Genomic DNA, 13,386 nt, shown 5'->3' with positions numbered 1-13,386 from the left:
ACAGTGGACGCATGAGGCGCCCGAGATCGCATTCGGATCGCATGGACGACGCACGAAGCCGCTCTTGCGAACAAGATCCAGTGCCACGGTCTAAACTCAACGACTCATCGGCGAACAAAAAGGCCCGGGAATTCCCGGGCCTTTCTGCTCATGCCGTGCGATCAGGCCGCGGCGCGGCGCGGCGAGGCACGAATCACCAGATCACCACCTGCTTGTCGCCTTCGCGCACCATCGGCTGGCCTGGCTTGCACGAGAACGCGGCGGCGAAGCTCGGCAGGTTCGACGGCGCGCCGATCGCGCGGAAGTTGGCCAGGGCGTGCTCGTCGGTCTGCAGGCGCACCTTCTTCTCTTCCGGGGTGAAGTTGCGGCGCCACACGGTGGCCCAGTTGAGGAAGAAGCGCTGGTCGCGGGTCAGGCCGTCGGTCTTCGGGTCCGGCGTGTCGCCCGCGGCCTTCTTCATCGCGTCATAGGCCGTCGCCAGGCCGCCCAGGTCGGCGATGTTCTCGCCGAGGGTGTGGGTGCCGTTGACGTGCTGGCCGTTGCCGGCGTCGTAGCCGTCGAACTGCTTGATCAGCTTGGCGGTCAGGCCCGAGAACGCCTTCGCGTCGGCCGGGGCCCACCACACTTCCATGTTGCCGGTCGGCCCGAAGCGCGAGCCCTGGTCGTCGTAACCGTGGGTCATCTCATGGCCGATCACCGCGCCGATGCCGCCGTAGTTGGTGGCGTCGTCGGCCTTGGGATCGAAGAACGGCGGCTGCAGGATCGCGGCCGGGAACACGATCTCGTTCTGCAGCGGGTTGTAGTAGGCGTTGACCGTTTGCGGCGACATGCCCCATTCGGTCTTGTCGACCGGCTTGCCGACCTTGCCCAGGTTCCACTTGTAGTTGAACTCGTTGGCGGCCTTGACGTTGGCGTAGTAGCTGTCGCGGCCGGTGCTCAGGCCGCTGAAGTCGCGCCACTTGTCCGGGTAACCGATCTTCGGGGTGAAGCTGGCCCACTTCTCCAGCGCCTTCTTCTTGGTGTCGGCGCTCATCCAGGCGAGGTTTTCGATGCGGGTCTTGAGCGACTGGCGCAGGTTCTCGACCAGCGCCTGCATGCGCTGCTTGGACTCGGGGGTGAAGGCGACCTTGACGTACAGCTGACCCATCGCTTCGCCGGCCTGGCCTTCGATCACGTTGAGCACGCGCTTGCCGCGTTCCTTGAGTTCCTTCTGGCCGCGCAGGGTCTTGTTGTAGAAGTTGAAGTTCTCCTGCACGAACGCGTCGGACAGGTACGGCGAGGCGCCGTCGATGGTGTGGAAGCGCAGGTAGGCTTGCCACGCGGCGACCGGCGTTTCGCCGATCATCTTGCTGACTTCTTCATGGAAGCCCGGCACCGCCAGCGAGAACATCTTCGGCACGGCCACGCCCTGCGACTCGAAATACTTGGTCCAGGAGAAGTTCGGGGTCAGCTCGTCGGCCTTGGCCGGCGCGATCGGGTTGTAGTACAGCGAGACGTCGCGCGAGAGCTGCTCGCGGGTCTTGGAAGCCTTGGCCAGGCGGGTTTCGAACGCGATCACGTCCTTGGCCTGCTTGGCTGCATCTTCAGCCTTGACGCCGCCCAGTTCCAGCACCTTGGCGATGTGCTGCTCGTAGGCGTCCAGCTTGTCCTTGAACTTGGCGTCGGTGTAGTACGGCGCGTCCGGCAGGCCCAGGCCGCCCTGCGAGGCGTAGGCGATGTTGTTGGCCGAATCCTTGAAGTCGGCTTCGGCGCCGAAGCCGAACAGCGGGTTGTCGCCGGTCTTGGACACTTCGCGCAGGTAGGCGGCGATGGCTTCCGGGCTGTTGATCGCGTCGATCTTGCCCAGGTCGGCCTTCAGCGGCTCGATGCCCTGGGCGTTGATCTTGGCTTCGTCCATGCCGGTGGCCCACAGGTCGCCGACGATCTTCTCCACGCCCGTGCCCTTGGTGTCGGCCGAGGCCTGTTCGGCCAGCTGGCGCTGCACGCCGTCGGAACGCTCGTCGAGCATTTCGAACGCGCCCCACGAGGTGCGGTCGCCCGGGATGGCGTTGGCGGCGAGCCACTTGCCGTTGACGTAGCCGCCGAAGTCGGTGCACGCGTCCTTGGTGGTGTCCAGGTCGCTCATGAGGAAGCGGTTGACCGGCGGCAGCTTGCTTTCGTCGAGCTTGAACTGGACGGCTTCGGCCGGCTTGGCGGCGGTGGCGTCGCCGCCCGCGGCCGGGGTGGCGGTTTCCTGCTTGCCGCAGGCGGCCACCGCGGCGGCGATGGCGAGGGACAACAGCAGGACTTGCGGTTTGTTGAAGGTCACAAAGGGCTCCGGCCGGAAGGGCGTTGGCGAGAAACGAACGGGGATTGTCACGGATTTCGGGCCGGATTGACGCGGCCCGCGCCGGGACACCGGGCGGACGATAGTCCCGATCGGGGCGTGAGAAGGGTGTCGAAGGTCATGTGGGGTGGCGCGGGAATGTTCAGTTTTGCCCGATTTGTGCATCGAATAAGCGCGATGCAGCGGTTCGGGCTCGCCGTTGCCTTCTCCCGCTGGCGGGAGAAGGTGGCCCGAAGGGCCGGATGAGGGCCGCCGCCGCTTGCCCTCACCCTGACCCGCCCCGGCTCAAACGCTGGGCGTTTGAGCGTTCCCGGACGCGAGCCAGTGGCTCGCAAGCCGCGTCCGCTCACCCCACAAGCGGGAGAGGGAACACTACGGCTCGGCTCGTGGCCTCAGCTCACCAGATCACTACCTGCTTGTCGGCGGCACGCACCATCGGCTGCCCCGCCTTGCACGAGAACGCCGCCGCGAACGCGGGCAGATTCGACGGCGCGCCGATCGCGCGGAAATCGGCCGGCGCGTGTTCGTTGGAATTGACGATCACCTTGAGCAGATCCGGCGTGTAGCGATCGCGCCAGCTGGTGGCGAAGCTGTAGAAGAAACGCTGGTCGCGGGTCAGGCCGTCGGTCTTGGGATCGGGCTTGTCGCCGACCGCCAGGCGCATGGCGTCGTAAGCGGTGGCCAGGCCGCCCAGGTCGGCGATGTTCTCGCCCAGGGTCAGCTTGCCGTTGACGTGCAGGCCGGGCGCGGCCTCGTAGCCGTTGAACTGTTCGATCAACTTGGTGCTGCGCGCGGCGAAGCCCTTCGCGTCCTCGGGCGTCCACCAGTTGACCATGTTGCCGGACGGATCGAAGCGGCTGCCCTGATCGTCGTAGCCGTGGGTCATCTCATGGCCGATCACCGCGCCGATGCCGCCGTAGTTCATCGCCTCGTCGGCGTTGGGATCGAAGAACGGCGGCTGCAGGATCGCGGCCGGGAACACCACTTCGTTCTGCAGCGGGTTGTAGTAAGCGTTGACCGTCTGCGGCGACATGCCCCATTCGGTCTTGTCCACCGGCTTGCCGATCTTGCCCAGGTTCCACTGGTAGTTGAACTGCTCCGCGGCCAGGGCGTTGGCGTAATAGCTGTCGCGCCCGGTCTTCAGTCCGCTCCAGTCGCGCCACTTGTCCGGATAACCGATCTTGGGCGTGAAGCTGGCCCACTTCTCCAGCGCTTTTTTCTTGGTCTCGGCGCTCATCCAGGTCAGGTTTTCGATGCGCGCCTTCAGCGCGGTGCGCAGGCCCTGCACCAGCGCGTCCATCTGCGCCTTGGACTGCTGCGGGAAGGCGACCTTCACGTACAACTGGCCCATCGCCTCGCCGGCCGAGCCGTTGATGGCGTTCAACACGCGTTTCCAGCGGGCTTTTTGTTCTTTCTGCCCGACCATGGCCTTGCTGTGGAATTCGAAGTGCTCGGCGACGAAGGGATCGCTCAGATACGGCGATGCGCCGTCGACGGTGTGATAGCGCAGATACGCCTGCCAATCCGCGGCCGGCGTGTCGGCGAGCATCTTGCTGACCTCCTTGTGGAAGTCCGGCATCGCCAGCGAGAACTGCGCCGGTATTTCCACGCCCTGCGACTTGAAGAACTCGGTCCAGGAGAAATTAGGCGTCAGCTCGTTGGCCTTCGCCGGGCTGATGGGCTGGTAGTACAACCCGACGTCGCCCTGCAACTGCTCGCGCGACAGCGACGCCTTGGCCAGCCGGGTTTCGAACGCGATCACCGCCTTGGCCTGCGCCGCCGCATCCGCCGCGGCCGTGCCCGACAGTTCCAGCACCTTGGCGATGTGCTGCTGATACGCGGTGAGTTTGTCGCGCTTGTCCTGATCGAAGTAATAACCCTTGTCCGGCAGGCCCAGGCCGCTTTGCGTGGCGTAGGCGATGTTCATCGAGGAATTCTTGAAGTCGGCCTCGCCGCCGAAATCGAAGATCACCCCGCGACCCTCGGCGGCGGAGGTGCGCAGATAGGCGGCGATCTTTTCCGGCGTGTCGAGCGCGGCGATCGCGCTCAGATCGTTCTTCAGCGGCTCGATGCCCTGGGCGTTGATCTTGGCCTCGTCCATGCCGGTGGCCCACAGGTCGCCGACGATCTTCTCGATGCCGGTGGCGTGCGCGTCCTGGCCGGCCTGTTCGGCCAACTGGTGCTGCACCGCCAGCGAGCGTTCGGCCAACACATCCGACACGCCCCAGGAAGAGCGATCGCCCGGAATCGCATTGGCGGCGAACCACTTGCCGTTGACGTATTGACCGAGGTTGTCGCAGACGTTCTTGGACGGGTCCAGATCGCCGACGGCGAAGCGCACCGGCTGCAGCAGTTTGCTTTCGTCGAGCTTCAGCGTGGGCGCCGCCGCGGGCGGCGCGGCGGTTTGCGAACTCGCCGCCGGTGCCGGCGTTTCGGGTTTTGCGCAGGCGCTCAGGGCCGCGGCGATGGCGAGCGACAGCAGCAACGGGGACGATTTGAATCGGGTCGTGACGAATCGGGTCATGGCGTACTCCTGCCAGGCGAACTTGAGGTAGATGACGAAACGGCGGCTCTCGTTGCGGGCCGTCGTCGTCGGTCCCCAGCGCGATGTCTCGACGATAGACCGGTTCGCAGGCGCGGAAGGGTGTCGTCAGTCATGTGGGGTGATTTGCACCCTGCGATGCGTGCGCTGAGCCGTTGCGCAACAAGCGTGCCATCGAGAGCCGGACTGGTTCGCACGCATGCTAAGTTCGACGCCTGGATCGCGGCCGCCGCCGCGGCCGGTCCACATCAGGAGCACAACCCATGCGCGTTCATTTCCACGGCGCCGCCGGCGAGGTCACCGGTTCCCTGCACGAAGTCGAGGCCGCCGGCCATCGCGTGCTGCTCGATTGCGGCATGATCCAGGGCAGTCCCGAGGCGGAACGGCGCAATCTCGATCCGTTCGCCTTCGACGCCGCCGCGCTCGATGCGCTGGTGATCAGCCACGCCCACATCGATCACATCGGCCGCGTGCCGTTGCTGGTCAAGCGCGGCTTCCGCGGCGCCATCCACGCCCAGGAAGCCACCGCCGACCTGATGCGGATCATGCTGCTGGATTCGGCATCCATCGCCGAGAGCGAAGCCGAACGCGGCAACCGCAAGCGCCAGCACGGCGAGCCCGAACTGATTCCGCTGTACACCCGCGAAGATGTCGAAGCGACCATGCAGCGCGTGCAGCCGCTGGCCTACGACACGCGCCGCGAAATCCTGCCTGGCGTGGAAGTCGCGTTCCGCGAGGCCGGCCACATCCTGGGCTCGTCGGTGGTCGAGCTGTACGCCGAAGACCGCAAGCTGGTGTTCTCCGGCGACCTGGGCCCCAAGGGCACGCCGATCCTGCGCGATCCGGCGCCGATCGACCGCGCCGACCTGGTGCTGATGGAATCCACCTACGGCGACCGTCTGCACAAGGACCGCGCCGAGACCATCCTCGAACTCGGGCGCATTCTCGAAAGCGCCTGGAGCGACGGCGGCAACGTGCTGATCCCCGCGTTCGCGGTCGGCCGCAGCCAGGAACTGCTGTATTGGTTCGCCAAGTACTGGGACGAATGGAACGTCGGCCGCTGGAAGATTTTTCTCGACAGCCCGATGGCGGCCAAGGTGGTCGCCGTCTACGACCGCCACACCGATCTGTTCGACGAAGACGCGGTGCGGGTGTGGAAACAGAAACCCAATCCCTTCCATCTGCCGAATCTGCAGCTGACCGAATCGGCGCAGGACTCGATGGCGATCAACCAGCTAGAACGCGGCGCGATCGTGATCGCCGGTTCCGGCATGGCCAACGCCGGGCGCATCCTGCATCACTTCAAGCACAACCTGGGCAAGCCGCAGACGCACGTGGTGTTCGTCGGTTATCAGGCCGAAGGCACGATCGGACGGCGATTGGTCGACGGCGCGAAGTGGGTGCGCATCCACGGCCGCGACGTGCGCGCGCTGGCGCAGCGCCACACCATCGGCGGACTGTCGGCGCATACCGATCAACACGGCTTGATCGAGTGGTACGGCCAGATCGCCGGCCATCCGCCGCTGGCGCTGGTGCACGGCGAAGACAAGGCGCGCGAAGCGCTGGCCGGCGAGATCGGCGAGCGCTTCGGCGTGAAGGTGGAACTGGCGCGGCCGGGGATGACTTTGCAGGTTTAGGTGCGGCGATGGAGGCTGACCAATCGCGTCCATGACCCGCCGCCGCCACCCCGGCTATGCGAAGAATTTACGCCGCGCCGTCGCGGCGAAATAGCACGTTTATGCCAGCCTGTCGCAAGCTGCGCCCCGGACCATCAACAGGCAGCAAGCGTGAGCATCGTGATCGTACAAGGCGCCCATTCCGACTAGGCGCCGTTGGGCGCGGACTTCTACGCCGGGCTGCGCCGGCTGGCGGCCGCGGTCGGGCGCCGCCTGGACGTGCGGCCGTGCGCGAGCCTGCGCGAGTTCGTCGCGCAACTGGGCTGCGCGCGCGCGGGCAACGCCGAGTTCGTGTTGATCGATCCAGGCGAACTGGCTTCGCAAGCGCTGGCCCAGCCCGAACCGCTGCGGCAAGCGCTGGACGCATTGCCCAGCGCCTACATCGAAGTCCACGACGGCAGCGCCACCACCCTGGACGAACGCCTGCGCGCGCATGCCGCGCCGCTGGCGACGATCGTGATCAACCGCGATCTGGCGGCGAGTTACCGCATCGCCCTGGGCATCGCCTTGCGGCGATTGGGGCGCGGCTGAGCGTCGCGGTCGCGGCGCGCTGCCTCAATGCTTCGGTTCGGAGCGGGAACGCCGCAACGATGCGGTTTCCCAACCGGCGACGATCATCAGCACCACGGTCGTAACCGCGCCCAGCACCAGCGGCGACAGATGCAGCGGCGCGGCGGCGAGCGCCAGCGCGGCGAGCAGCAGCAAGCCGCCAAGATGCGAGAACGGCGGGAAGCGGCGGGTGTTGGTCACCCACTTGAACAACGCGCAGCCCAGCAGGTACAGCGCGGGGCCGCCGATGATCGCGACCACGCCGGCGGTTTGCGCGTGATCGGGATGCACCAGCACCAGTTCGTCGGCGACCGCGCACACGATGATGCCGCCGACGATCAGCAGATGCAGATAGGTGTAGGCCAGGCGCGCCTGGCTGGCGGTGTCCTGGCCGTGGGTGATCCGGTGTTCGCCGCGCGCCGCGCCGCTGTCGAAATAGATCCACCACATCGCCACGCTGCCGAGGAAGGCGATGCAGAACGCGGCGATGGTGGTGGGATTCCACTCCAGCTTGGCGAAGGTCGCGCCGGTGATCAGCACCGATTCGCCCAGCGCGATGATGATGAACAAACCGCAGCGTTCGGACAGATGGCCGCCTTCCACGTCCCAGTCCGACAACGACGAGCGGCCCAGGCCGGGCACGCGGAAGAGCGCGATCGGACCCAGGTATTCGATCGCCACCGCGCCCAGCCACCACCACGCCCGCGACTCGGATTCGGCCAGTCCGCCGGCGATCCACAGCACCGCCGACATCGCGAACCACAGGGTGATGCGGATGAAATTAAGGAAATTGCCCGGGCCGCGGCCGCCGCGCAGCGCCCACAGCATGAACGCGCTGCGGCCGACCTGCATGGCCGCGAACACCACGGCGAAGGCCAGTCCGCGCTCGGCGAACGCGTCCGGCAGCGCCGACGACATCATCAGGCCGCCCAGCATCAGGCCGAAGATGGTCAGCCGCACCGGGATTTTTTCCGGGTCCAGCCAGTTGGTCACCCACGAGGTGCAGATCCACAGCCACCACACCGCGAGGAACAGCAAGCCGGTGCGCAATGCGCCGGTCGGAGTGAGGTGCTCGAGCAAGGTGTGCGAAAGCTGGGTGACCGCGAACACGAACACCAGATCGAAGAACAGCTCGGCGTAGCCGACCTTGGCGTGGCCTTCGCGGATGCGCAGCAGGGTGGGGCGGGGCGGGGTCATGGGCGGGCCTGGGCGGGCGATGGCAGGGCGCGAAACGGGCGCGGATGCGCCGCAGGATACGCGGACGCGATGTGTCGGCGGCGTCAGGGCGATCGCAATGTCGCGCGGCGATGGCGGCGGCGAGCGTGCCGCGCGGATCTGCATAAAGGTGCCTGGATTACTCAAGCAAGCTGCATTGCGTAAGCCGTGCCATCGGTCACCGCGACCAACCGCCCTGGGGCGGCGCGGAGGGCCTGGCTAGCATCGATCCGGATCGCGACGGTCGCGGCACTGGCCCGTCGCGCGCATCGCCCTCAACGGAGTTCCGCATGCTCACCATCCGCGACCTGACCAAGACCTACGCCAACGGCGTGCGCGCGCTCGACGGCATTTCCCTGGATGTCCCGCGCGGCATGTTCGGCCTGCTCGGTCCCAACGGCGCCGGCAAGTCCTCGCTGATGCGCACCCTGGCGACCTTGCAGGAAGCCGACGCCGGCACCGTCGTGCTGGAAGGCGCCGACGGCCGCGCGATCGACGTGCTGCGCGAAAAAGACCTGGTGCGGCGCCAACTGGGGTATCTGCCGCAGGACTTCGGGGTCTATCCCAGGGTCAGCGCCGAGGACTTGCTCAATCACTTCGCCGTGCTCAAGGGCCTGAGCCAGCGCAAGCCGCGCCGCGAGGTGGTCGAGGGACTGCTGCATCAGGTCAATCTGTGGGCCGCGCGCAAGCAGAAGCTAGGCACGTTCTCCGGCGGCATGCGCCAGCGCTTCGGCATCGCCCAGGCCTTGCTCGGCGATCCGCGCCTGGTGATCGTCGATGAGCCCACCGCCGGCCTGGATCCGGAAGAACGCAACCGCTTCCTCAATCTGTTGGCGGAGATCGGCGAGAACGTGGCGGTGATCCTGTCGACCCACATCGTCGAGGACGTCACCGATCTGTGCCCGACGATGGCGATCGTCAACAAGGGCAAGGTGCTGCTGGCCGGCGAGCCGAACGCGGCGATCGAGGCGCTCAAGCAGCAGGTCTGGCGCAAGCAGGTCAGCAAGGCGGCGCTGCCCGGTTACGAGACCCGCTTCACCGTGCTGTCCACGCGCCTGGTCGGCGGTCAGCCGGTGATCCATGTGTTCAGCGCCGATGCGCCCGAGGAGGGCTTCGAACGCGTCGCGCCGGATCTGGAAGACGTGTACTTCCAGCGCCTGCGCGAACACGCGCGCATCGTAGCCTGAGCGGAGCGAATGCCATGATTCGTGAATTCTTCGTCTTCGAACTGCGCCAGCAGCTGCGCTCGCCGCTGCTGTGGCTGATCGCGCTGATGTTCGGCCTGCTCGCCTTCGCCCTGGGCAGTTCGGATGCGGTGCAAATGAGCGGCGGCATCGGCAACGTGCACCGCAATGCGCCGGTCACCATCGCCCAGTCGCTGGGCGCGTTCAGCATGACCAGCCTGTTCGTGATCGCGGTCTTCGTCGCCAGCGCCTTGTTGCGCGATTTCGAGATGGGCACCGCCGATCTGTTCTTCTCCAGCCCGATGCGCAAGCGCGATTTCCTGCTCGGCCGCTTCAGCGGCGCGCTTGCCGCATGCCTGCTGGTGTATGCCTTCGCGATCGCGGGCCTGCTGGTCGCGCCGTTCATGCCCTGGGTCGATCCCGAACAGTTGGGGCCGTTCTCGCTGCGGCCGTACCTGTGGAGTTTCCTGGTCATGATGCTGCCGAACCTGGTCTTCATCGGCGCCTTGCTGGCGCTGCTGGCGGTCACCGGACGCAGCCTGCTGTTCGTGTACCTGGGCGTGATCGGCTTCTTCGTGCTGGGCGCGCTGGCCAATACCCTGGTCGCGGACCTGGACAACGACTGGCTGGCGGCGATGCTCGATCCGTTCGGCGATACCGCCTTCGCGCACTCGGTGCGCTACTGGTCGTCGGTGGAACTCAACAGCCGGTTGCCGGAGTTCGGCGGCTTGCTGCTGCTCAACCGCCTGGTCTGGAGCGGCGTCGGCATCGCGATGATCGCGGCAGCGTTCGCGCTGTTCAAGCCGCAGCGCACCGGCACCGGCAGGGGCTGGTTGCGGCGCCGGAACCGGCCCGCCGTCAGCCCGCCGCGCGCCGGCGTCGTCGCGGCCGCGCCGCGCGTGTGGCCCTCGTTCGATGCGGCGACCTCGTGGGCGCAGTTCCTGCACGCGTTGCGCTTCGATACGGTCGGCGTGCTCAGGAGCGTGCCGTTCCTGATCATGCTCGCCTGCGCGATGCTCAACTTCGTGGTCGGCGCGGACATGACGCAGAGCGCCTTCGGCACCAAGACCTATCCGACCACCTCGCTGATGCTGACCGCGCTGCAATCGAGTTTCAGCGCCACGCTAATCCTGGTGACGATGTTCTATGCCGGCGAACTGGTGTTCAAGGAGCGCGGCGCCAAGCTGGCCGAAGTCGTCGACGCGATGCCGGTGGCGAACTGGGTGCCGCTGCTGAGCAAGTTCCTGGCGCTGGTCGCGGTGGTGCTGGTGTTCCAGTGCGTCGGCGCGGTGACGGCGATGGCCTTGCAACTGGCCAAGGGCTATACCGCGCTGGAGCCGCTGCTGTATGCGCGCGGCCTGTTGCTGGGCGCGATATCGTTCGTGCTGATGGGCGGGCTGGCATTGGTGCTGCAAGTGCTGAGCAACAACCGGTTCATCGGCTACGGCCTGACCGTGCTGGCGTTGATCGTGCAGGCGACGATGGGCCTGCTGCGCTTCGAACACAGTCTCTACAACTACGCCCGCGCGCCCGACGCGCCGTATTCGGACATGAACGGCTACGGCCACTTCCTGGCCGCGCGGTTGTGGTTCCAGGGCTATTGGGGCCTGCTGCTGTGCGCGCTGATCCTGCTGGCGGCGGCGTTCTGGGTGCGCGGGGTTTCCACCGGCTGGCGCGATCGCCTGCGCCTGGCGCGCGAACGCCTGCGCGGCGGCCCGCGCATCGCCCTGGCGGCCGCGCTGGCGGCGTGGGCGGCGAGCGGCGCGTGGATCTTTTACAACACCAACGTGATCAACCGCTACCTGCCGTCCGATGCGGCGATGGACCAACGGGCCAACTACGAGAAAGCGTTCGGCAAGTACAGGGATCTGCCGCAGCCGCGCATCGTCGCGATCCGCAATACCGTCGATCTGCATCCGGAAACCTTGCTCGCGCGCGCGCGGGGACGCTACGACATCGTCAACCCGCATGCCGCGCCGATCGTCGAATTCCACCTCGGCTTCGGCCCGGATTCCAGGCTTGAACGCGTGGAGTTCGGCGGGGGCCGGCTGATCGGCGGCGATGAGCGCCTGGGCCATCGCATCTATCGCCTGGACCGGCCGATGCAGCCCGGCGAACGCCGCGTGCTGGAGTTCGTGCAATCCTCGTCGGTGCGCGGGTTCGCCAACAAGCCCGATCGGCACGAAGTGGTCGGCAACGGCACGTTCTTCGATTCGGGCGGCTACCCGCACTTCGGCTACAGCCAGGGCTGGCAGTTGCAAGACCGCGGCGAGCGCAGCAAGCGCGGCCTGGGCGAAGCGCCGCGCACGGCCAGGCTGGAGGACCGGGCGGCGCGCGCCAACCATTTCATCGCCAACGACGCCGATTGGGTCGACTTCAAGACCACCGTGTGCACCGCGCCGGACCAGATCGCGCTGGCGCCGGGCTATTTGCGCAAGCAGTACATGCGCGATGGCCGGCAATGCTTCGACTACGCGATGGACCAGCCGATGCTGCCGCTGTATTCGTATCTGTCGGCGCGCTGGAAGGTGCGGCGCGACACGGCCGCCGGCGGCGTCCGTATCGAGGTCTACCACGATCCCAGGCACGCGTACAACGTCGAGCGGATGATCGTGGCGGTCAAGAAGTCGCTGGCCTATTACCAGGCCAACTTCACCCCGTACCAGCATCGCCAGGTGCGGATCATCGAGTTTCCGAGCTACGCCGGATTCGCCCAGAGCTTCGCCAACACCATCCCGTTCTCCGAGTCGCTGGGCTTCATCGCCGATCTGCGCGATCCGGAGGCGATCGACTACGTGTTCTACGTGACCGCGCATGAGGTCGCGCACCAGTGGTGGGGGCATCAGGTGATCGGCGCGGATGTGCAGGGGGCGGGCATGCTGTCGGAATCGCTGTCGCAGTATTCGGCGCTGATGGTGATGGAGCACGAATACGGCCGGGCCAAGATGCGGCGTTTCCTCAAGTACGAACTGGACCGTTATCTGTCCGATCGCGGCGACGAGCGGCTCGAGGAACTGCCGCTGTACCGGGTCGAGAACCAGCCCTACGTGCATTACCGCAAGGGCTCGCTGGTGTTCTACCGCTTGCGCGAGGAACTGGGCGAGGCGGCGGTCAACCGCGCGCTGAAGCGGTTCTTGCAGGACAAGGGTTATCAGTCGCCGCCGTACACGACTTCGGCCGAGTTGCTGGAATACATACGCGCCGAGGCCCGGCCCGACCAGCAGGGCTTGATCACCGACTTGTTCGAGAAAATCACCTTCTACGACAACCGCGTGGTGTCGGCGTCGTCGAAGAAGCTCGCCGACGGCAAGTACGAAGTCACGATGCAGTTGCATGCGGGCAAGCTTTACGCCGACGGCAAGGGCAAGGAAACGCCGGGCGCGGTGGACGACTGGATCGAAGTCGGCGTGTTCGCGCGTGGGCCTTCGGGCAAGGAGGCCGATGAGCAGGTGTTGTCGCTGCAGCGCAGGCGGGTGACGAAGGCGGAGACGAAGGTGACGGTGGTGGTGGATCGCGAGCCGTATGAGGTTGGGTTCGATCCTTACAACAAGTTGATCGATCGGGTGCCTTCGGATAATCGCAAGCGGTTGTGAGGGGCGAGGGCTGAGTTGGCGTTTGCCGTTGCTGCTGCCATTGCCATTGCCGTTGCCGTTGCCGTTGCTTTTGCGGTTGCTGGGCGCCGCTAGTAACTCGCGAGACCAGGGACACCCGAAGGGCGGCGCACATGGACGTGCGCCGGGTGCCACCTTGGGCAGGATGCCCAATGTGGCACCTGCCTGCGCAAGCACCGTACTCGTGGCTTTTGACTCGAAACAGCCTAAAGCCCTTTCTTTGGTTACTTTCTTTGTGGCTTTGGACAAAGAAAGTGACCCGCCGCTTTATGGCGGAAGCGTT

The 13,386-nt window shown here is 66.3% G+C and carries 7 protein-coding genes; 4 read left to right on the top strand and 3 right to left on the bottom strand.

Going from position 1 to position 13,386, the window contains the following annotated elements; genetic code table 11:
* Nucleotides 1-193: 193 nt before the first annotated feature.
* Entirely contained in the window at nucleotides 194-2,308 is a 2,115-nt protein-coding gene (locus J7J50_RS09340; protein WP_343222468.1) for a M13-type metalloendopeptidase, read from the bottom strand.
* A gap of 415 nt (nucleotides 2,309-2,723) precedes the next feature.
* A complete protein-coding gene (locus J7J50_RS09335) occupies nucleotides 2,724-4,811 on the bottom strand; it encodes a M13-type metalloendopeptidase (RefSeq protein WP_215057433.1) in 2,088 nt (695 codons plus the stop codon).
* 320 nt (nucleotides 4,812-5,131) lie between these two features.
* Between J7J50_RS09335 and J7J50_RS09330 the strand changes: the two genes are divergently transcribed.
* Nucleotides 5,132-6,505, top strand: coding sequence for an MBL fold metallo-hydrolase (locus J7J50_RS09330; protein ID WP_215057331.1), 1,374 nt, complete (start codon nucleotides 5,132-5,134; stop codon nucleotides 6,503-6,505).
* 195 nt (nucleotides 6,506-6,700) lie between these two features.
* Entirely contained in the window at nucleotides 6,701-7,075 is a 375-nt protein-coding gene (locus tag J7J50_RS09325; protein ID WP_215057330.1) for a hypothetical protein, read from the top strand.
* Nucleotides 7,076-7,099: 24 nt separating this feature from the next.
* Here the strand turns inward: J7J50_RS09325 and J7J50_RS09320 are convergent, their stop codons facing one another.
* Nucleotides 7,100-8,290: a low temperature requirement protein A gene (locus tag J7J50_RS09320; protein ID WP_215057328.1), complete on the bottom strand. Its 1,191-nt coding sequence runs from the start codon at nucleotides 8,288-8,290 to the stop codon at nucleotides 7,100-7,102.
* Between the two features lie 308 nt (nucleotides 8,291-8,598).
* Here J7J50_RS09320 and J7J50_RS09315 point away from each other — a divergent pair, with 308 nt between their 5' ends.
* Entirely contained in the window at nucleotides 8,599-9,495 is an 897-nt protein-coding gene (locus tag J7J50_RS09315) for an ABC transporter ATP-binding protein (RefSeq protein ID WP_215057325.1), read from the top strand.
* A gap of 14 nt (nucleotides 9,496-9,509) precedes the next feature.
* Nucleotides 9,510-13,085, top strand: coding sequence for a M1 family aminopeptidase (locus J7J50_RS09310; RefSeq protein ID WP_215057324.1), 3,576 nt, complete (start codon nucleotides 9,510-9,512; stop codon nucleotides 13,083-13,085).
* The last annotated feature ends 301 nt before the right edge of the window (nucleotides 13,086-13,386 follow it).

This window comes from Lysobacter sp. ISL-50 (assembly GCF_018612875.1).
In the GTDB taxonomy this organism is placed as follows: domain Bacteria; phylum Pseudomonadota; class Gammaproteobacteria; order Xanthomonadales; family Xanthomonadaceae; genus Lysobacter.
The sequence above is the reverse complement of the archived record's forward strand: the minus strand, read 5'-3'. Positions and strand labels throughout refer to the sequence as shown.